This window comes from Lentzea sp. NBC_00516, from assembly GCF_036346835.1.
GTDB lineage: Bacteria > Actinomycetota > Actinomycetes > Mycobacteriales > Pseudonocardiaceae > Lentzea > Lentzea sokolovensis.
On the sequence record NZ_CP107840.1, the window covers coordinates 6,286,267 to 6,309,102 of the forward strand.

22 protein-coding genes, 1 tRNA gene and 1 pseudogene are annotated in these 22,836 nt (G+C 65.9%); 9 read left to right on the forward strand and 15 right to left on the reverse strand.

Annotated elements, in window-relative coordinates; all coding sequences use genetic code 11:
* The first annotated feature begins 174 nt into the window (after positions 1-174).
* The 4 genes and pseudogenes from OG205_RS28285 to OG205_RS28300 all read left to right on the forward strand — a co-directional run bounded on the left by OG205_RS28285 (position 175) and on the right by OG205_RS28300 (position 4,395).
* Positions 175-1,233: a YncE family protein gene (locus OG205_RS28285; protein ID WP_330271054.1), complete on the forward strand. Its 1,059-nt coding sequence runs from the start codon at positions 175-177 to the stop codon at positions 1,231-1,233.
* Between the two features lie 19 nt (positions 1,234-1,252).
* Positions 1,253-2,620, forward strand: coding sequence for a hypothetical protein (locus OG205_RS28290; protein WP_330271055.1), 1,368 nt, complete (start codon positions 1,253-1,255; stop codon positions 2,618-2,620).
* Positions 2,621-2,635: 15 nt separating this feature from the next.
* A complete protein-coding gene (locus OG205_RS28295) occupies positions 2,636-3,496 on the forward strand; it encodes a tachylectin-related carbohydrate-binding protein (protein WP_330271056.1) in 861 nt (286 codons plus the stop codon).
* Positions 3,497-3,828: 332 nt separating this feature from the next.
* A pseudogene (locus OG205_RS28300) lies at positions 3,829-4,395 on the forward strand (SDR family oxidoreductase).
* A 162-nt stretch (positions 4,396-4,557) separates the two neighbouring features.
* Here the strand turns inward: OG205_RS28300 and OG205_RS28305 are convergent.
* Together OG205_RS28305 and OG205_RS28310 are read right to left on the reverse strand one after the other, a co-directional pair.
* Complete coding sequence (locus tag OG205_RS28305; RefSeq protein ID WP_330271057.1) at positions 4,558-5,115, reverse strand: hypothetical protein; 558 nt, start codon at positions 5,113-5,115, stop codon at positions 4,558-4,560.
* 118 nt (positions 5,116-5,233) lie between these two features.
* Complete coding sequence (locus OG205_RS28310; RefSeq protein WP_330271058.1) at positions 5,234-5,968, reverse strand: hypothetical protein; 735 nt, start codon at positions 5,966-5,968, stop codon at positions 5,234-5,236.
* 339 nt (positions 5,969-6,307) lie between these two features.
* On the opposite strand from OG205_RS28310, the gene OG205_RS28315 reads away from it, so the two are divergent.
* Genes OG205_RS28315 through OG205_RS28325 form a run of 3 tightly spaced genes read left to right on the forward strand, consistent with a single transcriptional unit; the run spans position 6,308 to position 10,250 of the window.
* Complete coding sequence (locus tag OG205_RS28315; protein ID WP_330271059.1) at positions 6,308-7,003, forward strand: hypothetical protein; 696 nt, start codon at positions 6,308-6,310, stop codon at positions 7,001-7,003.
* Entirely contained in the window at positions 7,000-8,430 is a 1,431-nt protein-coding gene (locus OG205_RS28320; RefSeq protein WP_330271060.1) for a transcriptional regulator, read from the forward strand. Before OG205_RS28315 ends, OG205_RS28320 begins: the two co-directional genes overlap by 4 nt.
* Entirely contained in the window at positions 8,427-10,250 is a 1,824-nt protein-coding gene (locus OG205_RS28325; protein WP_330271061.1) for a DEAD/DEAH box helicase, read from the forward strand. Before OG205_RS28320 ends, OG205_RS28325 begins: the two co-directional genes overlap by 4 nt.
* A 5-nt stretch (positions 10,251-10,255) precedes the next feature.
* Here OG205_RS28325 and OG205_RS28330 read toward each other — a convergent pair whose 3' ends face one another.
* Positions 10,256-11,596 carry a DNA cytosine methyltransferase gene (locus OG205_RS28330; RefSeq protein WP_330271062.1) on the reverse strand — a complete coding sequence of 447 codons (1,341 nt, stop codon included), beginning with the start codon at positions 11,594-11,596 and terminating at the stop codon, positions 10,256-10,258.
* Between the two features lie 103 nt (positions 11,597-11,699).
* Between OG205_RS28330 and OG205_RS28335 the strand changes: the two genes are divergently transcribed.
* On the forward strand, positions 11,700-12,179 hold the full coding sequence (locus OG205_RS28335) for a very short patch repair endonuclease (protein ID WP_330271063.1): 480 nt from the start codon (positions 11,700-11,702) through the stop codon (positions 12,177-12,179).
* A 102-nt stretch (positions 12,180-12,281) separates the two neighbouring features.
* Entirely contained in the window at positions 12,282-13,247 is a 966-nt protein-coding gene (locus tag OG205_RS28340) for a NaeI family type II restriction endonuclease (protein WP_330271064.1), read from the forward strand.
* A gap of 280 nt (positions 13,248-13,527) precedes the next feature.
* Here the strand turns inward: OG205_RS28340 and OG205_RS28345 are convergent.
* From OG205_RS28345 to OG205_RS28400, 12 genes are all read right to left on the reverse strand, one after another.
* A tRNA-Leu gene (locus OG205_RS28345) sits at positions 13,528-13,604 on the reverse strand.
* Positions 13,605-13,722: 118 nt separating this feature from the next.
* Positions 13,723-14,829, reverse strand: coding sequence for a hypothetical protein (locus OG205_RS28350; protein WP_330271065.1), 1,107 nt, complete (start codon positions 14,827-14,829; stop codon positions 13,723-13,725).
* A complete protein-coding gene (locus tag OG205_RS28355; RefSeq protein WP_256238980.1) occupies positions 14,826-14,948 on the reverse strand; it encodes a hypothetical protein in 123 nt (40 codons plus the stop codon). The genes OG205_RS28350 and OG205_RS28355 overlap by 4 nt, the downstream gene beginning before the upstream one ends.
* Positions 14,949-15,214: 266 nt before the next feature.
* The gene (locus OG205_RS28360; protein ID WP_330271066.1) at positions 15,215-16,540 is read right to left on the reverse strand and encodes an NAD(P)/FAD-dependent oxidoreductase; all 1,326 of its coding nucleotides are present in this window, start codon (positions 16,538-16,540) and stop codon (positions 15,215-15,217) included.
* A gap of 142 nt (positions 16,541-16,682) precedes the next feature.
* Positions 16,683-17,144, reverse strand: coding sequence for a hypothetical protein (locus OG205_RS28365; RefSeq protein WP_330271067.1), 462 nt, complete (start codon positions 17,142-17,144; stop codon positions 16,683-16,685).
* Entirely contained in the window at positions 17,138-18,367 is a 1,230-nt protein-coding gene (locus OG205_RS28370) for a DUF58 domain-containing protein (RefSeq protein WP_330271068.1), read from the reverse strand. Before OG205_RS28370 ends, OG205_RS28365 begins: the two co-directional genes overlap by 7 nt.
* Positions 18,364-19,305: an AAA family ATPase gene (locus OG205_RS28375; RefSeq protein ID WP_330271069.1), complete on the reverse strand. Its 942-nt coding sequence runs from the start codon at positions 19,303-19,305 to the stop codon at positions 18,364-18,366. The genes OG205_RS28370 and OG205_RS28375 overlap by 4 nt, the downstream gene beginning before the upstream one ends.
* Positions 19,302-19,652, reverse strand: coding sequence for a hypothetical protein (locus OG205_RS28380; protein WP_330271070.1), 351 nt, complete (start codon positions 19,650-19,652; stop codon positions 19,302-19,304). The genes OG205_RS28375 and OG205_RS28380 overlap by 4 nt, the downstream gene beginning before the upstream one ends.
* Complete coding sequence (locus OG205_RS28385; protein ID WP_330271071.1) at positions 19,649-20,248, reverse strand: DUF4129 domain-containing protein; 600 nt, start codon at positions 20,246-20,248, stop codon at positions 19,649-19,651. Before OG205_RS28385 ends, OG205_RS28380 begins: the two co-directional genes overlap by 4 nt.
* A gap of 72 nt (positions 20,249-20,320) precedes the next feature.
* Positions 20,321-21,112: a hypothetical protein gene (locus OG205_RS28390; RefSeq protein WP_330271072.1), complete on the reverse strand. Its 792-nt coding sequence runs from the start codon at positions 21,110-21,112 to the stop codon at positions 20,321-20,323.
* A gap of 29 nt (positions 21,113-21,141) precedes the next feature.
* The gene (locus tag OG205_RS28395; RefSeq protein WP_330271073.1) at positions 21,142-22,275 is read right to left on the reverse strand and encodes a type IV toxin-antitoxin system AbiEi family antitoxin; all 1,134 of its coding nucleotides are present in this window, start codon (positions 22,273-22,275) and stop codon (positions 21,142-21,144) included.
* Positions 22,276-22,356: 81 nt separating this feature from the next.
* Entirely contained in the window at positions 22,357-22,833 is a 477-nt protein-coding gene (locus OG205_RS28400; RefSeq protein WP_330271074.1) for an SMI1/KNR4 family protein, read from the reverse strand.
* Positions 22,834-22,836: the final 3 nt, after the last annotated feature.

The following is a 22,836-nucleotide window of genomic DNA, read 5'->3' on the forward strand; positions in this document are numbered from 1 at the left end:
TAAAAAACCAGGTCAAAAGCGATGGGTAACTCAGCGCGCACGGTCCGTATCCATCGGCTATGAAATGTCTCAACTCGGTCACATGTCAAAATTTGCCTACCCAGAGTGATAACAGGCACGTCCTATTCGTCGAAACCTCAACCAGTCGCACTGGACCAGAGGGGGACGGACGACATGCCATCTGAAACGCCTGAGTTCCGACCGATTTCCCGCCGCACGCTGTTCGCCGCCGCACTCGGTGGCGTCGCGGTGGGCGTTGTCGGCAACAGCCTGTTCGCCGGAGCCGCCAACGCGGCGCCCGCGGCCGGCCGCAAGAAACTTCTGATCGGCAGCGTGGATCCGCTCGGCAACGGGATCCTGCAGCTGGCCGACCCGAGCCTGACCGGCGAGCAGACCATCGTCGCCGTCAACGGCCAGCCGAACGGGATCGCGGGCTCGCCCGACGGTCTGCGCGCTTACGTGGGGACGGTCTTCGGGCCGGGACTGAGCGTCGTGGACGTGGACGGCGGCCGGGTGACCGGTGAGGTCGCGGTCGGCGGGTTCGTCAACGAACTGATCGTCTCGCCGGACGGCAGGACCGTCTACGTGGCTACCGGGTCCAGCGGTGGCGGGGGCTCCCGCGGACACGTGGCCGTCGTGGACACGGCGACCGGCGAGGTGCGCGCGCTGATCAAGGCAGGTCTGCTGCCGCACACGCTGGCGCTGACGCCGGACGGCAAGCAGCTTTTCGTCGGGGACGAGCGGGCCAAGGGCATCACGATCATCGACACCGCGAAGAACGCCGTGTCGGGCTCGTTCAAGACCGAGAAGTCGCCGATGCAGCTCGCCATCGACCCCAAGGGCAAGAACCTGTACGTGGCGTCGTCGCGTGAGCTGATCACGTTCGACCTGCGCGGCGGGAAGTCCGGTTCGACCGAGCTCGAAGGCGTGCCCTGCGGTCTGGCCGTGCACCCGAACGGGACGTTCGCGGTCGTGAGCCTCTACACGGGCCGCAACACCGACTCCCAGCTGGTGACGGTGAACATCAACTCCAACAAGGTCAGGACCAAGGAAGGCAACGGCAAGGCGAACGGTCCTCTGACGATGAGCAAGGACGGTGGCCGCGCGTTCGTTCTGGACAAGAAGAACCGCAAGATCACGTCCGCGGACTCCTCGACCGGCAAGCCGGACAGCTCATTGTCGACACCCAACTCGAACACGCCGACCTGCGTCGCGTTCGTCGAGACCGCCTGAGCGCCGGAGGGAACCCGAGATGCCTTTCTCCATGTCCGTCAAGACCTTGGACTACACCCCTTCGTGGCCGACCTACCCCAGCCTCTGGATGGGCGGCTACTGCGGCGCACCCCGCGGCAACCAGGGCGTGACCGACCGCAGGCTGCGCGCGCAGTGCGTCGTGATCGACGACGGCGCCGGCCCCAAGGTGATGCTCCGCGTCGACGTCGTGAGCATCCCGCGCTACGTCCACCAGGCGATCCGCGCCGCAGTGTTGTCGTTGGTGGGCAACGACAACGGCCGGTTCCTGATCATCTGCAGCCACACGCACTCCGGCCCGATGATCGGCACGACGCGCCCCAGCCCGTACGTGATGATGGACCTCTCGGCCGCGGACATCAGCGCGATCGAGAGCACGACCACGGTGTTCATCAACCAGATGATCGCCCTCGTGCAGCAGACAGTCGCGATGGCTCGCACGCCGGTCACCTTGTGGTACAAGGAAGGCAACACGACGATCGGCTACAACCGTGCGGAGGAACCCAACGTCCTCACCACGATCCAGGCGCTGATCGCCCGTCGTGTCAGCGACAACGGCCTGCACACCGTCCTTTTCGGATACGCCTGCCACGCCGTGTCGCGCGGCAACGACAGGATCTTCTGCAGCGACTACCCCGGTGCCGCCACCGACGTGATCAGCAACGCGCTGGGCGTGCAGGCGTTGTTCTTCCAGGGCGCCGCCGGCGACCAGGAACCGAACGACCCGCACTCCCCAGGCCAGGTCACGAGCCTCGGCACCACGCTCGGCAACGCGGTCGTGTCGATGGTGAACTCGGGCGGCTGGAACGCGGTCACCGGCCCGGTCGCCACGTACTACAACGAGATCCAGATCCCGCTGTCCGTCGACTTCGGCGACCCGGCCGCGGTGATCCGTGCCCGCAACTCCTACAACGACAGGCTCGACACGTTCCCGCCGGACGACTTCGCGTACCGGCACGCCGAGGTGATGATCGAGCAGATCGCCGGCGACGGCCTGCCCAAGGTGTTCCCGATGCCCATCCAGCGCTGGAACCTGGGCGGCCTGAACATCCTCGCGATGTCGCACGAGGTCCTCTCGCAGTACGAGGTGACGCTGCAGAGCCAGACCCCGGGCTGGCTGTGGATCATGGCCTACGCCAACGAGACCGAGGGCTACGTCGCGGCCAACGGCGTCCTGCAGGCAGGCGAGGCGAAGCACTTCGGCTACGAGGCCGGCTGGACCGACGAAGACCAGCTGTCGGGCCCCGGCTCGTGGACGACGTTCTACGCCTGGCCCGCACCGCTGAAGTTCTCCCCGAGCGGCGCCGCCGGACCGGGAACAACCGAGCGTCTGGTTCTCGACGCCTGCACCGCCATGCTGAACCTCTGAGGGGTGGAGTGAGACATGCCAGGACCCAGCACCACGTTGTCGGCCCGCTACGGCCTCGCTCCGGTCTATCCGTGCGACACGGCCGGCGACCTGTACCTGTTCGAACACTCGACGCCGGCCACCGGCACCTTCGTCTGGGGCGAGAGCTACCAGATCGGTGCGGGCTGGCAGGGCCGCGTGCTCGCCGGCCCGAGCGGCTGGACGTTCAGCATCACCACCGGCGGTGAGCTGAGACTGTTGCACTACAACGGAACCACGTGGGACAGCTTCAACGGCAACGAGTACCTCGTGCTCGGCCAGGGCTGGTCCTACACCGCGGCGAACACCCGCTACCGGATCTCGGTGGACGAGGACGGCGTCATCTACACCCTCGACGCGGCCGGCAACCTCAAGGCGCACTACTTCAACTTCACCACCCAGCAGTGGGCGGTGCAGGGCGCACTGCTGGCCACGGGCCTGACCCAGTACAACGCGATCGTCGCAACGAGCCGTGGCGTCGTCTACGCGCGCAACGCGGCCGGCGCGATGTACCGCTACTACATCAACTTCTGGTCGGGCCCGACCGCGACGTGGGTCACGCCCGCCTCCCCCGTCACGACGGGATGGCAGAACCTGAAGAACTTCAGCTCGGCCGGCGGCGAGACGTTCTACGCCGTGAACCAGAACAACGGAAACCTGCTCTGGTACAGCTACAACCCGGTCACCAACGCCTGGAAGAACGCCAAGATCATCGGCAGCGGGTGGAACAGCGAGCAGGACGTCGTCGTGCAGACCAACGCGTGCAGCCGCTTCCCGTGGGACACCGCCTGCAACTCGTTCGGGATGCAGGACGGCGGGGCCGTGATCACGCGGCTCAACCAGGTGAAGAAGAACTGACCTGACGAGCAGGGTGTCGTCACCAAGGAAACACCTTCGACACGGCGCTCACTCAGCTCGGCGTCCACCTGAACGCTGACCAAGATCAACTAGCGATTACTCTCTGCCCCCTCTGAACACCGTTCAGAGGGGGCAGGCATCGTTCAGGCCAGTGCGAAACAGCACTAGGAACGCATGAAAAGCCTGATCAGGCACCAGATCCAGGCGCGGATGCTGTTGGTGCCCCGACACGGTACGCACCATTCTCTCCCTACGCGCACCTGTCGTGAACTGCAGATATCCGGCATTGTTCCGATCACACATTGCCGTCGGCGCCGTAGCGGTGATGCCCGATGAAGCGTCGCGACGTTTCGCTCTGGATCCTGTGGTCCTGCGTATCGAGCACTACGACGAGAGCCTTCGCCGCGCTGTCTGGACTGGCACCGCGACCGGAGTCCTCGCCGCTGCCGAAGCCCTGTTCCGCCAGGTGGGCCAAGCCGGTGGGCAAGGGCGCGGCCTCGCTGGCCGTCAACATCAATCTGGCCGCATTCACCGCGACTCAGGCGGCCGTGGAGCATCTGCCTGTTGGTGGTTCGGTCACACGCATCGCGTCGATCGAGGACGGACACCCGGCGCCGGGCCACGCCCACTACGCCGCTTCCAAGGCCGCACTGATCATGCACGCGCGCGCCGGCGTTGAGCGCGGTCCGCGCGGCATTCGCGTCAACATCGTCTCGCTCGGCCTGATCGCCCAGCCCGGCTGCTTCAAGCAGTGACTGGAGGGCGCCGCCGAGCGGCAGGCAGCGGCGCCATTGGGGCGGCTGGGCACGCCAGAGGACATCGGTGACGCCCGCGTGTTCCTCGCTTCGAACCTGACGCGGTGGATCACCGGCACAATCTCGTGGTCGACGGGGGCGTGACGACCCGCCCGACCTGGTGACCCACATGAACACGTACGACCAGACAACCCGAACAGCAGAAGCCTGATCACGGCCTACCAAACCAGGCACTGAGATCTTCCACGGCTGCGCCGGCCGCGTCCAGCACGGAACCGCCGTGGTGGACGCGACCGGCGTGACCTGCTACTTGCTAACCCACTTGTGGACGAGGCGGGCGGTGAGGGCCCATGCGGGCACCACAGGGATCAGAACGGCCATCACCGCACGAAACAGGGCGTGATCGGCACCGGCGACATGCCACTCGGCACTGGACTGGGTGAGCCACCACATGGCCACGCTCATGGCCACCGCGACGGCCGATGCCGCGGAATACGTGATGAGCCTCCCGCGCGACAGGAAGGTGTTCGACCAACCCATCTCCTGGATCTTGTGGGCAGCCGACAGGCCGGTCCGCCACATGGCCAGAGCGCCCGAGAGGAACGCGAACAGCCGGAGATAGGCCGAGCCCTCCGCCTGCGGGTACCCCAGCCATTCGAACCCGCTGGCGATCGCCTCCGACGCCATCACGAACGCGAGCAGACCGGCGAGCACCGCGCCGACCGCTACGAAACACAGGAGCGCCATGTCGGCCCAGGGGAACCGCGGACCACAGGCCCCCTGGCCGCTCGAGCAGCCGCCGGGAGTGGAATTTGCTACCATGAGACTGTCCTTCTCTTCGCTGAGCTGCGGATACTTGGACACTCGATGGCTCCCGACGTTCGCGCGCCGGGGGCCATCACTACGCTTGGGGCGGCTACGCAGCCGTCTGAGTCCGGGCATTTCAGTCCTTTCAGTTGGGGCTGGGACCGACGAGCGGCCGCTAGGCGGTGATCGCTCGAAGGAGCAGGTCTGACACGGCGGCGAACTCCCCCCTCAACACTTGTGAGAGCGCCACGGTTTCTTTGATGGAACGAGCGCGGGAAAAGAGCTTCGCAAGATTTTCTGCAAGCTCGATCGCGTCGAGAGCGTAGAGGTTTTCGATCATCGAAGCAACCCCATCAATCGAAAATTGATACGCCGCTCCTTCAAGGACGATAAGCGCGTCGCGGAGATTACCATCCGCCGACAGCATGACCACTGCGCGTGTCGACTCGCATTCTTCCGCGCCTCCGCGCGCGAGCAGCTGGTCGACAGGGACCGGCAATGGAGTTACTTCCTCTGCGTCGACCGCAGGGGCGGCAGAGAACTCGGCCTCCAGAGCACGATTCCGCAGGTCGAGTCCGGCGTTCCGACGACCGTCAGCACCTTCCGCACTGTTGCGCAGATCGAGCAGCTCAGAGAGCAGGCACGGAAGGGGCCGCTCACCGGCAGCGGTGCGAACAACGCCATAGAAGGCCTGGGCAAATGCCTCCGAAGGCACGTCTTTGCCCGAGTAGTACCTGGACAGCGAGGACGGCAAGAGGCCGACATACCCAGCTTCGGTCAGCCAGGCGATGAAGTCGCGTGCAGCAGGCGACCCGGGCACGCATCCGCGCAGTTCACGCAGCATCTGAGCAAAGATCCGCCTAGGCAGCGGGAGCTCCTGGCCGATCTTCGAACGCAGGTCGCTTCGCACCACTCCACCTCCTTGCGGCCGACATCCGAGCACACGTGGACATACGAGTGCGAATCGCCAGACTAACTGAGCCGAACAAGAAGTAAAGCCCTTCACTGCGGCGCATAAATAGATAAGTTCCGCAAGCTTGGAACGGTTCCAAGTCGGTAACGAGTGGTCCGACTGTTGCGCGATACCTCGCAACGATTGCACACTGTTGCGCGATGTCGGGAACCCGGATAGTTCGATGGTCGGATGACCTCGGCGTGTGTAACCTCTGCAGAACTACATCTGACGCAGAAGCCTGCGGATGGCTTCAGATCCGGCCGCAGGCCTGATTTCGCGCCGAGGAGGAATATTATGACCGCGATGCCCTCCTGGAGGGACACCACCAACGGGACCATGGTTCGCGGTGCTCTTTGGCTCGAGCAGGAGGTAGGGCTCGGCAACAAATTCACCAAGACCGATCTGCGCAACGCCTTCCCCGATGTTTCGCAGATCGATCGCCGGCTGCGTGATTTGCGAGATCACGGCTGGCAGATCGACACCAACCGCGAGGACGCCCTGCTCCGGCAGCAAGAGCAGCGATACGTACAGCGCGGGGCCGAGGTGTGGGTGCCCGGTCAGGCGAAGACGAAGCCCAAGGCAGCCCTCACCGCCGCTCAGCGCAGCAAGGTGTTCAGCGACGACGGTTTCCTCTGCAGGTCTTGCGGCATCGCACCAGGTGACTCGTACGACGACATGACGACCGCACAGCTCGACGTCGCCCGCCGGTCGGTCACGCTGCCTGACGGAACTCAGCAGGTCCAGCTGATCACCGAATGCAACCGCTGTCGCGTGGGCGGGCGCGGGCGCGAGGACGCCCCCGGAGCGGTGCTGGACAGGTTGAAGGAACTCGGCTCGGTGGAGCGCAAGATCCTCGTCGGCTGGATTGAAGCTGACGAGCGCAGGCTCAGTGATTTGGAGACGCTGTGGGGTGCGTACCGTGCGCTGCCGGCGGACTCACGGATGTTGATCCGCCAAGCTGTACAGGCGGATGAGAAGCCGGAGGCGTGAAGTTGATGCACGAGATGCCCACACCACCTGGAGCAGCTGAGTTCAGCGAGCTGGTGAAGAACCGCCTGACCGAGGTCAGGGACGCCGGCGGCACGCGCGAGACCGTCACGGTCGACTGGCACGGCCAGCCCTTGCACGTCGACGTCATCGACGTGCCGTTGCGCGAGCTCTACTTCAACCCCGTCACGCACCGGATCCGGGCGCAGCGTTCGTACAACCCCACGCTGGACGAGGCACTCGACACCGAGCCGTTCAGCGAGAGGAGCCAGGACTACCTGCGACACCTCCTGCAGGCCTCGCCGAGCGACCCTGATCGGCGGGATACAGAGTTCACCTACCTGCTCGAAAGCCTCAAGGACTTCGGCCAGAACGAACCCGGCTTGATCACTCATCAGGGCGTGCTCGTCAACGGCAACACACGGGCGGCGGCGCTGCGTGAGATCGGCGCACAGACCATGCGCGTCGGGGTGTTGCCGGCGTCGTTCGAGTGGGCCGACATCGTCGCGATCGAGCTCTCGCTCCAGCTGCGGCCGGACAACCGGAGGGACTACTCCTACATCAACAGGCTGCTCGCGATGGAGGAGCAGGCCGAACTGGGCCGATCCCCTGAAGTCGTGGCCAAGGAGTTCCGGATCCGGGTAGCCACCTACGAGCAGGAGCGGTGGATCCTCGGCGTGATCAGGGACCAGATCGAACGCAGCAAGGCGAACGGATCAGGACCCGCGCTCCGGCTGATCGACTTTGAAGAGCAGCAAGAGAAGCTGAAGGAGGTGCACAGGGCGTACAACAAGCTCTACTCCTCTGATCCGGACCAGGCAGAAGCCTTGAAGGAGATGCGGCTTGCAGCCATCAACCTCGGACTTGCCAAGACCGCGGTCCGGGCGATCGAGGACGGCACCGTGTTCAGGCACGACTACCTGGACCGCCGGCTTCCCAAACACCTGGTTCCAGAGGACGTCGCCGGCGAGGCGATCGAGGTACCTGGGCTCGGGCTGACCGTCTCGGCGACGATCCCCGCAGTGGCCGCCGCCCGAGCACTGAACGACCAGGTGCTCAAGGCCAAGGCAGCAGCTCGCGGAAACACCGAGAGCGCGGCGACCATCGAAGCAAGCGCGACGTTCAGCCAGCTCAAGGACGCGTTCGATCACGCAACCGACGTGGCCGAGCGCCAGGGCAAGCTCAAGAAGCGCAGGCAGCTCGCCTCAGAGCGGCTTACCGAAGCAAGCCTGGACATCGAGCAGTGCGTGGCGGACTTCGCTCAAGCACGCGCTTCGAGGTCGCTCGACGAGGAGTCCTTCGACGACGCCCTATTGAAGCTGCGAGCCAGCCTGCGCAAGCTCGCGAAACAGGTCGGCCGTGGCATCCAGAATCCCGGAGATGGAGTTGCCTGGCTCCACGACGCAGCCTCCTCAGAAGGACCGAAGTGACCGGAAACGAACCAACACCGTCACTGCGGCTCGACTTCAACGAGACGCGCACCAAGGTCACCATGACGGCGACCAAAGAACACCGCAGTGACCTAGTGCACCTCGCGACGCGCTTCCGGACAGGTGCACAGCTCGGGCCAGGAACGGCTGTCGTCGATCTGGACGACCTCCTGGCCCAGCTGAACCTGCTGGCGACCTGGCCACAACCCGCCACGGTGAAGTGGTCGGATGAGCTGGCCCAGCTGGTCAGGGGCAACGTTGAAGACGCCAGGGCAGTGAAGAACCAGCTGGACGCTCCCGAGCGTGCGGCTGTGCGCGCTGAAGATGTCTCAGCTCTGCTCGGGGACGACTGGATCGCTAACCTGCGTGACTTCCAGGAACGCGACATCGCCAAGCTGCTGTCGTTGCGGCATGGGGCGAACTTCAGCGTGCCCGGCGCGGGCAAGACTCGCGTCGCCCTGGCGATCTATGCCGCTCAACGCGCTGCCGGGACGGCGAAACGCTTGCTCGTCGTCTGCCCTAAGTCGGCGTACGAGTCGTGGCAGTTTGAAACGGGAGCATGCTTCCAATCGCCACTGCGCACCCAGATCCTCGAACGCGGCATCGACCCGTTCGCCGAGGTGCTGATCATCAACTACGAGCGGCTCGACCGGTCACTCGAGAAACTCGCCACCTGGTTGAAGGCCAAGCCGTCCATGGTGATCCTGGACGAGGCGCACCGCATGAAACTCGGAGTCCGCGGTACCTACGGCGCAGCGTGCATGGCTCTTGGACCACTCGCTCACCGCAGGCTCATCCTCACCGGTACACCCGCGCCCAACGGCGTCAAAGACCTCGAAAGCTTGATGGGCTTCGCCTGGCCGGGATACGGACAACGAACAGTCGCCTCAGCAGTAGCTGGAGGCGATCTCGCCCACGCCAGCAAGGTGCTGAGGCCTCTCTTCGCCCGTACCACCAAGCTGGAGCTCGGGCTGCCACCGATGGAGTCCAGGGTTCGATTCGTCGACATGCCACCGCTGCACGCGCGGATTTACGACTCGATAGTGGGCAAAGCGGCCAACCACGCCAACAAGGACGACCTGGCGTCGCTGGGTAAAACCGCGCTGAGGCTGCTGATGGCGGCGACCAGTCCTGCGTTGCTGACGGAAGCACAATCCCGGTACGAGCCGCTCGAGTACCAGATCCCTCCGCTCGACATCCCGGAAGGAGACTCGCTCTACTCACTGATGCAGCAGCTTCCGCACTACGAGCTTTCTCCCAAGTACAAGGAGACCACAGCGATCGTCGCCGCGAATGCCAAGCGGGGACGTAAGACTCTGGTGTGGACGACGTTCGTGCGCAGCCTCACGACGTTGCACAAGCTGCTCGCTCCCTTCCAGCCCGCGATCGTCCACGGCGGCACCGCCGATCGGGAGGAGGAGCTGCGCAGGTTCCAGGAAGATCCCGACTGCTTCGTCCTCGTGTCGAACCCTGCCACTCTTGGTGAGGGCATCAGCCTCCACCACGTGTGCCACGACGCGGTGTATGTCGACCGGGACTTCGTCGCGGGCCGCTTCCTGCAAAGTCTCGACCGCATTCACCGGCTCGGCCTGGCTCCAGAGACCGAAACCCGGGTCACCGTGCTGGCAGTCCGCGGCACCATCGACGAAGTCGTGGAACTCCGCCTAGGTCAGAAGCTCGAGTTCATGGGGAAGATCCTCGACGACCCGACCGTGCAGCAGTTGTCCGATCTGGAAGAAGAACCCGCTGTGGCAGGTGGTCTGGAACCAAGTGACGTCCAAGCGCTGCTTTCGCACGTGTCGGCAAAAACAGCACCCTGACCTCGTCAGCTGATCTTCGACTTGTTCTGACTGAACAGATCGTGACGGACGTGATCGGCCTGGCCAACGAACGCCTTGAAACCGTTGATCTTGAACGCTGCCGCGCCGCTCTTGTTCGTCCGGATCTCGATGTTGAAGTCTTTGCTCAGCAACGAGATCCGGCGCTCGAGCTCGTGTGCTTCCAGCTCGAGGCCGGTCGCCCTGGCGATCTGTGCCGCAGTGACGAAGTCGTCGGCGTTCCGCAACGCGCGATAGATCGGATCGTGTGCCGCGTCGACATCACGATCGACGGGCTCACCTTCCTTCAACAGAGCTGACCTGATCGCGAGGCCCACCGCTTTGGCCACCGGCGGGGGAAACGCGTTGCCCACCTGGCGGTACCTGGACGTCTTCAACCCGGTGAACTGCCACTCGCCTGGCTTCCAGCCCTGCAGGAGCTGCACCATCTCCGTCGTGAGCTTCGGGCCAGGCGCGTCCTTGAAGTCTGCCCCCGGCCCAGGTGCCTCGTTCGCAATACCCATGGCGTCAACACCGAGCTGCGCCCAGGCTCTCTTCGCCCGAGTCGGCCCGAGATCGGCTCCGCCGTGCTTCTTCGATCCCCCAACAACTGTGGGGGCGATGTCGTTGGCCTTCTCCACCCAAGCGTCTACGCCTTCCCAGCCGCGTGCTCCCATGAGTTCGCGCAGGGTCTCTCCGACGGTGGGCGGCTCTCCCTGGGGCTCGGGCCAATGGAAGTACGGAGCGAACTCCTCCTTCAACGCCACGAGAACGAACCGCGGCCGAAGCTGCGGAACCCCGAAGTCCGACGCGTGAAGCAGTCGCCACTCTGCGACGTACTTCATCTCGATGAGCCTGTCGAGAATGTTTTGCCGGTAGCCCGCAAACCTCGGCATGCTCAGCCCGCGCACGTTCTCGAGCAACAACGCGCTTGGCTTCAGCACGTCGCACTGCTGAACAGCCCAAGCGAAAAGGTCCCGCTCGTCTTCGGCACCCAGCTGCTTGCCCGCGACGCTGAAGGGCGGGCACGGCACACCGCCTGCCAGCAAGTCGAAATCACCAGACATCGCCACATTGGCGTTGTACGCCGCTTCCCAGACAGCTGGGGCGGCGACGTCACCGGTGATCACGCCGTCGACGATCTTCGCCTCGGCCGAAGCCGAGTCCTGCTTGAGCGCGCTGCCGTACTTGGCACGCAGGTTCAGGCGGAGCGTGTCCGCAGCTGTCGGATCCAACTCGATGGCGAGCTCATGAGTGAAGCCGGCCTGCATGAGCCCGAGGGCTTGTCCACCAGCGCCGGCACAGATCTCGACGACCTTGAACGGCTTCCGGGACTCCGGGGCTGCCACAGGCCCTCCTCTCACACTTCAGTCTTCAGATTCACGCAGGGACTGGGGTATCTTCCGGCACCGACCACGAATGGCGCAAAGCCGCCCGTGAGACGGGATGATCGTGCCGGACGAAGATCGCAGTGCACGCCGGGAAAAGGCGCACGCAGAGGGCCTCTACCCCGCTCCGCTCAACGAGGGGCGGTCGCGGAACATGCAGGCGAACCGCCGTTCTGGAACCAAGCCCGAGGTCGCGCTGCGCAGTGCTCTGCACCGACGCGGGATGCGCTACCGGAAAGATCACCTGCTCCGGTTCGACGACGGCGTCAAAGTCCGGCCGGACATCGTTTTCACCGCGCGCAGGGTCGCGGTCTTCGTCGACGGCTGCTTTTGGCACGTGTGTCCTGAACACGGCCGTCAGCCCACGACCAACGACTGGTACTGGACGCCGAAGCTGAGGCGCAACATCGAACGCGATCGGCGGGCCGACGAGGTGCTGACCGCAGCGGGCTGGGCCGTGATCCGCATCTGGGAACACGAAACTCTGGACACCGCGGTTGAGCGAGTCGCAACCGTCGTCGAACACGGGTTCGAATCTAGCTGATCTCGTACGCATGCGCACGGATCCCACACCGCCCTGCGCCGTTGAGTTCAGAGCTGAGCAATCGCGCGCCGCGAAGGGCCTGTGCCGGCTAGGAAAGACGTGATGACCAAAAGCCACCTTCCAGCACCAGGTGATCCATGCCAGCCTGAACCACGCCGGGCAGGGCCACGCGACGAGCACATCATTGACGCACCGGCGGATGACGACGAGCTTCAACGGGTCCACGCGTGGCTGACTGAGCAGCCGATCGCCGTCCTGCTTCGCGCCGCGGTCGATGACGCGGTCCGCTACGTGCTCGACGGGGCTCGCACCTGGCGATTCGACCTGACGAGCGACAAGGTCGACTCCGACGAACGCTCCTCCGTCGGAACCAAGCTGCAGTACCACGTCATCGAGCGCCTCAAGCTCCTGAAGGAGCCACCTCTCGACACAACGATCGCCGGCATTCCCGTGGAGATCAAAGGGACCATCGGCAAGACCTGGATGATCCCGCGGGAAGGTCAGTGCGAGATCACCTTGATGGTCCAGATCGACGCTGGGCGACATCAGTTCCGCACACTGCTCATGCGCACTCACCGGGCATGGCTGACCGGCGGAGAGGGCAACCGCGACGGCAAACGCAGTCCACGCGCCGACGCGGTCAAGCAGTACGCCATTGAGGTGGTGCCGTGGAGCGATCTGCCGCCTGAGCCGCTGCGCAACCTCAGCCCGGCTCAACTGCTCGAAGTCTTCGGCCCTCACGGGCTTCGGCGGCGCCTGATCGCCTTGTTCGGTCACCTGCCGGAGGAGGTCATCCCCCGAAGCAGCATCGAGACCGTGGGCGCCGGCTTGAAGGACCCGACACGACGAGCTCGCGAAGCCAAGCCAGACGTCATGAAAGAACACGGCTTGGTCGTTTTGGTCGGAACGTGGCATGTGGAACTCGATGCTGCAGCCCAGCTCGGCCACGACCTCAGCAATGACGCCTGGGTCGCGGTCCCCCGCGCCAAGCTGGAGTCACACGGCTTCAAACCGGACGTCTTCCTGCGCCAGCCGTCTGCAGAAGACTCCGACCAAGATCGCTCGTGACGAATACCACACCGATTGGTACACCAGTGCCACTCAGACCGACATCGCGCTCCAGGGCGTGACTGCACGCGCCAAGAGTCCCTGACCTGCCGCTACGACGCCCGACCAAGATCACTCCGTCCGGCGTCGCCGGAAGCGCTGAGCAAGATCGACTTGCGTTACTCTCCGACTACCCTCCGCACATCACCAGAGAGCGACAGGCTCGGCCGAACGGGTCAGCCGAGCAACGCGGAAGAGCGACAAAACACCTGGTCAGGCAGCATGAACTGCCTTGTTTGAGTGGTGCCCCCGACGGGATTCGAACCCGTACTGTGATCCTTTTAAGGGACCTGCCTCTACCGATTGGGCTACGGGGGCGCGGTGAGCCTAGGGCTTGATCGTCGGCTTGTGTGAGCCGATGGTCTTTTCTCGCCCGAGCGGCCCAGCGAATTGGACTAGAGCGAGCATCCTCGTAAGCGTCGAACGGTCCCGAACATCAGCGTGCCCTCCCCGCTCCGAGCAGCTCCTTGAAGCGCAGCGCCACCCAGTCGTGCACGGCCGCGGAGACGCTGTTGTCGCCTGCCCTGTGTTCGAACCAGCGCCAGTCGCAGTTGACGTTGATCTCCAGGAACACGTGGTCGCCGTTGCCGGTCACGAGCAGGTCGAACGCCGCCACCTGCACGCGCCAGTGGCGGGCCAGGGCGAAGAGCCTGTCCGAGAGGGACGACGGGACCGAGGTCGGCGTGACGCGGACGGCGTCGGGATCCACCCAGAGTTGGGCCGGGTCGAGTTTGTCGACCTGGTAGGCGATGCAGCGGTCGCCTACGACGAACACGCGCAGTTCGGTGTCCGAGGGGACGTACTCCTGGACGATCACCGGTGCTGGTTCGGGGGCGTCCGAGGCCCTGGAGGTTTCCAGGGGGCGGGGGAAGAGGCCGTGTTGCACGCCTGGGCGCGGTTCGAGGAGGTGTCTGCCTGCTGTTTTGACGATGCAGGCGCCGCCGCCTGGGCGTGTGCGGCCTGGACGTGTCGTCACGGCCGTGCGCGGTACACGCAGGCCGAACGCGCTGGCGTCGGAAAGCTGCGTGAGACGGTCCAGGTGCGTCGAGAAGCGTGACGGGTTCACGTGGGCCCAGTCCGAGCGTGAGGACAGCCAGTTGGCCACTGAGGCCCATTGGTCGACCGCGTAGGCGCCGGCCAGGGTTCCCGGCTCGACCGGGACCGCGGAGAGTTCGAAGTGGCGGCGCCAGACGAGCAGGGGGCGCAGGAGCCAGCGGTCCAGTTCGACCAGCGGCTGGTCGGTGTAGACCGTGAGTGGGAGATCTACACAGCGGTCGGCGTCGATCCTGGCCATCCGGATACCGCGTTCTGCCAGTGCGATGGAGAGTTCGTTCATCTCCATGTCGGCGGCGCGGGCCAGGACCAGCACGCAGGGCTGCGGGTTGCCGTCGCCCTCGTCGACCATGCCGAGGCGGTGGACCTGTTCCTGGAAGTCGAGGCACTTGGGCGGCGAACGGAAGAGGTATTCCTGACCCTGGAGCAGAAGGGGTCTGGCAGCCTCGGACGGGGCACCTGGCACCCGCCCGTCAGCCGACCTGCTCAATCGTCCTTCTTGCTGCGGAAAACCTGCCCCGCCTGCGCGTACTCTGCGGCGTACTGCGCCAGCGCGGGGTCCTCGATCTCGCCACGACGAAGCTGTGCGGCCAGCTCCTCGAGAGACATCGGGATCACCTCTCTCCCCACATGGCGAATCACGCATTCAGGTGATGCACCAGCCGTAGTCTCCGAAACACGTAACGCAATGTCAAGGCGACCCTCGAAGCTTTACTCCGATTGGGCGCTTAAGTTCCGCCTGGAGTCCAGCGAAGTGCCCCGAACGAGGAGATCGTCCGGGGCACGCGTCACTCACAGAGAGTGAAACTCAGTGTCACTCCCAGAAGCAATCTCCTGAGTTTGTCGACACGAGAAGAGCGCTCGTGTCGACAAACTCAGGACTGCACTGCGCGATCAAAGTCGGACTTCGGGTCGTTGATCTGGCCGAGCGCCACGACCTCGCGGCCGTAGAACAGCGCCTGCGTCCAGTCCATCAGCACGCGGAGCTTGCGGTTCACGGTCGGCATGAACGCGACGTGGTAGCTGCGGTGCATGAACCACGCCGGCACGCCCTTGAAGCGCAGGCCGAACACGTCCGCGACGCCCTTGTAGAGGCCGAGGCCCGCGACCGAGCCGAGGTACTTGTGGAAGTAGTCCTTCGGCTTCTGGCCGCGCAGCGACGCGACGATGTTCTTCGACAGCAGCTTCGACTGACGGATGGCGTGCTGCGCGTTCGGCACGCACGTCGCCGTCGGGTCCTCCTCGGTGCGCGAGAGGTCCGGCACCGCGGAGCAGTCACCGGCCGCCCACACGCCTTCGAGGCCCTGGACCTGCATGGCGGCGGTGCACCGGACGCGGCCGCGCTCGTCGAGCGGGAGGTCCGTGTTGCGCAGCACCGGGTTCGCCTTCATGCCGGCGGTCCAGATGATCGTGTCGGAGTCGAACTCGGTGCCGTCGTCGAGGATGACGTGGCCACCCTCGAGCGACTTCACACGGGTGTCGAGGTAGATCTTCATGCCGCGCTTCTCCAGCGCCTCGACGGTCCACGCGCCGAGCTTGGCGGACACCTCGGGCATGATCCGCCCGGCGGCCTCGACCAGGACCCAGTTCATCTCTTCGGGCTTGATGCCCTCGTAGTACCGAAGCGCATACCGCGTCATGTCCTCAAGCTCGGCGAGCGTCTCGATGCCCGCGAAGCCACCACCGATGACGACGAAGCTGAGCAGCTTCTTGCGCAATTCCGCGTTGTTCGTGCTCGCTGCCTGGTCCAGGCGCGACAGCACGTGGTTGCGGACGTAGATCGCCTCGCCGATCGTCTTCATGCCGATGCCGACCTCGGCCAGGCCGGGGATCGGAAGCGTGCGTGAGATCGCACCCAGCGCGGAGACGAGCACGTCGTACTCGATCTCCTCGACGTGGCCGTCCGACAGCTCGGCGGTCACGATCTTGCGCGCGTGCTCGATCTTGGTGACGCGGCCGGTGACGACGTGGCAGCGCTTGAGCACCTTGCGCAGTGGAGCGACGACGTGGCGCGGCTCGATCGAGCCGGCCGCCGCCTCAGGCAGGAAGGGCTGGTAGGTCATGTGCGGCTGCGGGTCGATTACCGTCACGGACGCCTCACCGGAGCGCAGTTTCTTCTGCAGTCCGAGAGCCGTGTACATCCCGACGTACCCACCGCCGACAATGACAATCCGAGTGGGGTGCGACTTCACAGCAGCCATACACACATGGTCGCACCAGGACCCCCTTTTTCGCGCGTCCGAAGGGGCTGTTGTGACTACCGTCGCGCGGTGACGCCGGACACGATCGTGGCTGACCTGCGACTTGAGTCAAAGTTGAGGCGTTCTCCCTGAGAGGGACGATTCAGATCCTCAGCGCGACGACCCCGATCACGACCGTCAGAGCCCCCAGTCCGAGCACCTCCACGAGCCCGATCCCGGCACCCGATGGGACGAACGCCGCGAAGGCCGTGACGACAAATGTGATCACTTGGACAATGGCGAACCGGCGCGCTGGTGCTTTCAGCGCAGCGGGCTCGATTTTCGTTTTCACCGGAACGACCGCCGCGAGCGCGGACGTCACGTGAATGAGGTGCAGCGCCGGAATCATGACCAACACGCCGAGCCGCAACGGGTGCCCGTCGGCGAACGCCATCGCCAGCGCCGCGTAGCCGATCAGCAGGGCCGCGCACGCGCTTCCCGGCATGAGCGCGGTGAGCACCGTCAGCGCCGAGACGATCAGCAACGGCGCGATCGACGAGGACTCCAGGTGCAGGACCAGCGCCACCGGCAACGCGGCGAGCACGATCGCCAGACGCATCAACATTCGCGCGTCACCGCCACCCCGTGCTCGGCCATGCGCCGCAGCCGCAGCCGGTGCTCGGCGGAGATCATCTCGGCCGCGGCCTCACCCCACGCCGTCTCCGTGTCGGGTTTCAGCTCCAACGGCAGCGTGTTGATCGCCAGCACCACGTGGCCGTGCTTGCGCGTCTGCACGGCGAGCTCCGCGATGTCGTCGTCGAGGAACGGCGACAACAGCACGACCACGCACCCGTGCGGGAGCTTGCGCAACGCCACGCGCGACGACCACCCTGCGGCCTGCACGCACACGACGAGCTGCGTGCGGATGCGCATCAGGTGCCGCCGCCCGACGCCGGAACGCACGTTGAGCTGCGGGCGCGACAGGTCCATCAACGCCACCCGGTCGCCCTGCCGCAGGTAGCCGGCGGCCATCGACGCCGCCCGCCGCACCGCGCGGTCCAGGCTGCCGCCGGGACGCGTCGTGGCCCCGTAGTGCGGTGAAGCCCACTCCGCCACGTCCGTGCCGACGTCGGCACGGGTGTCGAGTGCCAGCACGATCTCCGCGTCGGCCTCGGCGTGCCGTTCGCGGACGTGCACGGTGCCGGTGCGGGTCGTGACGCGCCAGTCGATGCGCCTGAGCCTGTCCCCCGGCTGGAACGCCCTGATGTCGCGCAGCTCGGTCGAGTCGCCGGCGCGGGGTGAGCGGTGGATGCCGACCAGACCGGCGGGCCGGGGCGGCAGCGGACCGGCGGGGTGGTGCTCGACCGGCGGCAGGATCGTGCGGACGTGCTCGGTGCCGACGATCGGCCCGTAGACGTGCATGCCGTCCGGTCCGGCGAACAGGTGGTCGAGCCGCAGGTCGACACCGGGACCCCACGCGTCGCGCCGGATCTCCACGGGCAGGTCGGGCGAGTGCGCCGGGACCGCCTTGACGACGCCGGGCAGCTTGACGACGGCGATCTCGGCGTCAGCGCCGTCGAGGTGCGCGACGGTGTGCACGACACCGGTGCCCGCCCCGCGCGGCACCGGACGGACGCTGACCGTGGGCGTGCCCTTCGGTTTGGTCGTGAGCAGCACGGACAGGATCAGCGGCACGCCGAACAGCACCAGCTCGACCTGGTGCAGGAACATCCCGCCGACGGCGAGCCCCACGCCCAGCCAGACGGCGCGGGTGTACGCGTCCGTCGGATGCCAGTGCGCGCCGTGCGACTGGGCGAACGCCTCCCTGATCTTGTCCGCTCTGCTCATGAGCTGGGCGGGCCCGGAACCTTGCCGAGCAGTTCGGTGACGACCTGCACGCCGTTCACGCCGGACGTCCACGTCTCGGGCTTCATCACGAGCCGGTGCGCCAGCACGGCGACCGCGCACTCCTTGACGTCCTCGGGCGTCACGTACGCACGATCGTCCAAAATGGCCAGTGCGCGGGCGACGAGCACGAGCGCCTGCGCACCTCGCGGGGATGCACCGACCTCGACGGACTGGTGTTTGCGCGTGGACACGGCCAGATCGACGCAGTACCGCAGGAGATCATCGTCCACTGTGGTCTTCTCCAGCTCGGCCTGGAGCTCGGCGAGCCGGCCATGAGCCAGCACCGGCGGCACCTCGGCCTCTTCCCGCTGCCGCGCGATCCGCCGCCGCAGGACCTCGATCTCCTCGTCCACGGGCGGATAGCCGATGTCGAGCCGCACGAGGAACCTGTCGAGCTGCGCCTCCGGCAACGGGTAGGTGCCCTCGTACTCGACGGGGTTCGAGGTCGCGAGCACGTGGAACGGCTTGGGCAGCGGGAACGTGCGCCCCTCGACCGTGACCTGCCGCTCCTGCATGGCTTCCAGCAGCGCGGACTGCGTCTTGGGCGGCGTGCGGTTGATCTCGTCGGCGAGCAGCAGACCGGCGAAGACGGGCCCCTGGTGGAACTCGAACTCGCGGCTGCCGGGGTCGTAGAGGAACGACCCGGTGACGTCTGCGGGCAGCAGGTCCGGCGTGCACTGCAGGCGGCGGAAGTCGAGGCTCAAAGCCTGCGCGAGCGACCGCGCGATCAGCGTCTTGCCGAGGCCCGGCACGTCCTCGAGCAGCACGTGCCCGCCGGCCAGCACGGCCGCGAGCGCGAGCCGCAGCGTGCGGGTGCGCCCGACGACGACCTTGCCGATCTCGTCGAGGATCGCCTCGGCCTCGTGTGCGATGGTCACTCGACCCTCCTGAGCCTTTCCGCGAGTGTCTTCGGATCGGGCATCTCGGACGCCTCGACCCCCAGTCGTGCGAACCGGGCGCGGAACCTTTCCTGGTAGCGCCTCGGGTCCGCCGCCGCCTCCTCCAACCGGCTCGCGAGCGTGCTGGCGTGCGCGCTGCTGATCGAACCGGGCGGCGGCGGCGCCGAACTCCAGACGATGTCGGTGGCGTGCGGCAACCTGGTGACCAGCACGCCGAACGCGGTCGGCGGCACCGCCAGCGCCGCGGCCCACGCCGGTGAGGCGCCGAGCCACCAGATCACCACGCCGATGATCACCCCGACCATCAGCGCCAGCACGGTCTTCATGCGAGCTCCCGGACGATGCGGCTCAACTCTTGTTGCGCCTGTTGAGCTTGCGCGGCCGTCACGTCCTCGTGCCCGAACCGCGCGCGTCGGTAGAGATCCTTGAGCACGACGGCGTCCACACCGAGCTTCTCGGTGAACTCGGTGGGCGTCTGGTGCGGCTGCCGGGGTTCCGCGGCTTCGAGCGCGAGCCAGGCGGCGATCACGGCGTCCCGCGGCGGCCGGTTCGGATGCTCGGTGAACTCCTGCAACGCCTTCTCGACGCGCCGCACGACCGCCGACTCCCCGATCTCACCGCTCTCGACCTCCACGCCGCGCACGCCTCTCGGACGGCGCCAGCGGGGCAGTTCGAACGCGAGGATGATCCCGACCAGTCCGAACAGGACCAGCCCTGCGAGCAGCACGAGGTACACGGTGACCGGCACGGCAAGCGCGTCCGGCAGCTCGTTGGGCATCGGGATGTCCAGCTGCGCCTCGCGGTCCTGCGGCGGCGGGCGGCCGTCCAGCCGGTTGACGAGCGTGATCGGCGACGTGCCACTGGCCGCGACGACGACGATCAGCAACGCCGCCACCGCCACCCCGGCCCGCCACCACTTCATGCCGGACAGCCTGACACGCACCAGCGGAGTTGGGATGATCCTTCGGCCAACTCGCTAGTCGAACGACCGCTGCTATCTCACCCGATCGAACTCGCGCAGCAACTCGTCGACCAGCGCGACCATCGACATCTTGATCTCGTCAGAATTGCCGAAGACCGCCTCGGCCTCGGCGGCAAGCGTCGGAAGCAGATCATCGGGCTCCGCCGCCAGCACACGAAGCTCGTCCACAGCCTGCTTCGCCACCTCGCTCGACAGCTCGTTCGAGACCAAGCCCCGCAGACTCAGCGCCAATCCTGGAACGTCCGTCTCGACTCGGAGCAGGCGGAGCACGTCCAGCCCGTCCTTCGGCTTCAACCTGTGAGGTTGCTGCCCTCGCCTCTCCGCGATCTTGATGACCTTGGAGACGATGAGTGCCGCGGGGCCTGCGACCTTGATCTTGAACGATCGCGGGTCCGCGGCGTCCAGCGCGGGAATCACTCGGACGTCGTTGTCCAACACAGCTGCTTCCAACCCGAGTGTCCTGCGCGCAGTCATCTTGTCGTTGTGCGGCGGCTGAAGGCGCGCGGATCGGTGGCCCGAGCCACCGCCGCACAACGCTTCGGGCGCCATGAGATCGACCGCGATTCCACCATTTCCCAGCCATCTGCCAGCCTGATCGCCCGGCACGAAGCCGGCCGCTCGCATCGCGTCGACAACGGCAGGTTCATCCGCGAGTTTCCCCGGGATGAGCGCGAGGTCCGCGTCTGTCGTGGTCGGCGCGGTCGCGAAATCGGCGGACCCTGCGTGCAGATAGACAGCTTGCGCACCAACGAGGACGACCGCATCTCGGTGAGCCCCAAGACCTTCGAGGGCTTCCAGCAACACAGCCCGCGCCTGGACGTACTCAGGCGAGATCATTCTTTCCAACCTGCTTCACTGGTTTCGAGCACTGTCATCAACTGCTCGGCTTCCTCCGTCGAACGGCCCGGCCCTGTCAACAGATCCGCCACAACCTGTGCAGGGGCCACATAATCGAGCCCTTCGACGCGTCGTGACCTCGCGTAGACAACGTCGTCGTACGGTTTCATCACGAGCACGTTCATTCCTCGTTCGACAGACCTCAGGCCAAGACGATCCATGAGCCCTATAGGGTCTTCGGCGTACAAGCTCAACGAGACCAACGGCGACACCGCCGTCAAATCATGTGGCAAGTACGCGCGCGCAGCCGCGGAGCCGGTCAGCGCGACACGTGAATCCTCGACGCGCAACGTCGCCAACGCATGGCTCAATCCACGTGGGTCCAACGTGGTGATGACTTCGTTGGACGCCATGACCTTGTAGTCCTGGACCCAGCGATCGACCAATGCCCGCTTGCGCACAGCGATCACCGCTCCATCGTCGCCTCTCGTGATGACCGCTTCCCGATCGAGCAGTTCCAGCACCCGCGCGCTGGTGGCGGCGCCGACCCCTGCTCGCCCGGCGAGGTCTCTCACTCCCACAGGCACGGACGTCTCGCAAAGTTCAAGGACGACCTTTGCCGCCGCGGGCCCACGAAGCGACTTGAGCAACCGGTCAGCCGGATCACGGGATCCGCTGCGATCCGCACCCGTGCGATCGACGAAGAGAGCCGGCTGATCCACTCGCAGGCGCAGATTTCCGGTCAGATCGAACCAGCCCATGAGGTGGTGCTGTTCCGCCTGCGCACGAGTCGTCGGCGACACGAAGGGAGAGACCAGCATCAGTCCACCGATCTTGACGCCGCGCTCCTCCGCCGCACTGGCGTACTGCTTGAGCTGTCGGACCATCCCGGCGACGTCCCGTGGCACTACGACGGCCTTGCATTCGAGCAGCACAGTCGCTTTGGTGCCATCCGGCGCCGTGATCACGAACTGGCCGTCCGGCGTGTAGACACGGCGAGAATCGACCTGAATCGCCGGCGCGCCGGGTTCGATCATCCAGGTCGAAGGCAATACGGAACGAATGGCCAGCAAAGCGGACAAGATGAGTTCAGCCTCGGTCGTTCCATGTTCTACGCCGTTCCGTGACACATGGAACATGCTAGTTTGCGGAACGCCTCTGCGGAAGCGGCCCGCCCGAACACGTCTGGGTGAAGCCGACCCACGCCACGATCAGAGCTGATCGAACGACTCGGCGGGCACGAGCCCGGCCAGGAACGACCGGAAGTCGGGCGCCAGAGCCAGCTCCGACTCGTTGTCGGCGTCCAGCCAGACGACCAGCGGCTCACCGTCCGGACCGCACTCGCGGTAGTCCAGGGCGATCCACCAGTGGCCGTCCCCGGTCAGCAGCACGACGGGCGACGGCAGTCCCCACTCCTCGACCAGGTAGGGCGTGTCGAGCAGCGACATCGTGCGCTCCGCGGTGCCGATGCCCATCAGGCTGTCGAACGGCGCGTGGTCTGGCGCCCACGAGTTCGGCTCGCTCGGGAACGCCGACCGCTCGTCGACCACTCCGCCGCCGTTCTGCACGCGCAGCAGCTCCAGCAGGGCTTCCGGGAGTCGCACGCCGAGCAGCGCCTCCGCCTCGCGGACGGCCTCGTCGGTGAGCGGCGCCTGCACGCCGTAGGTGCCGTCGGTCCAGAACTTCACGCC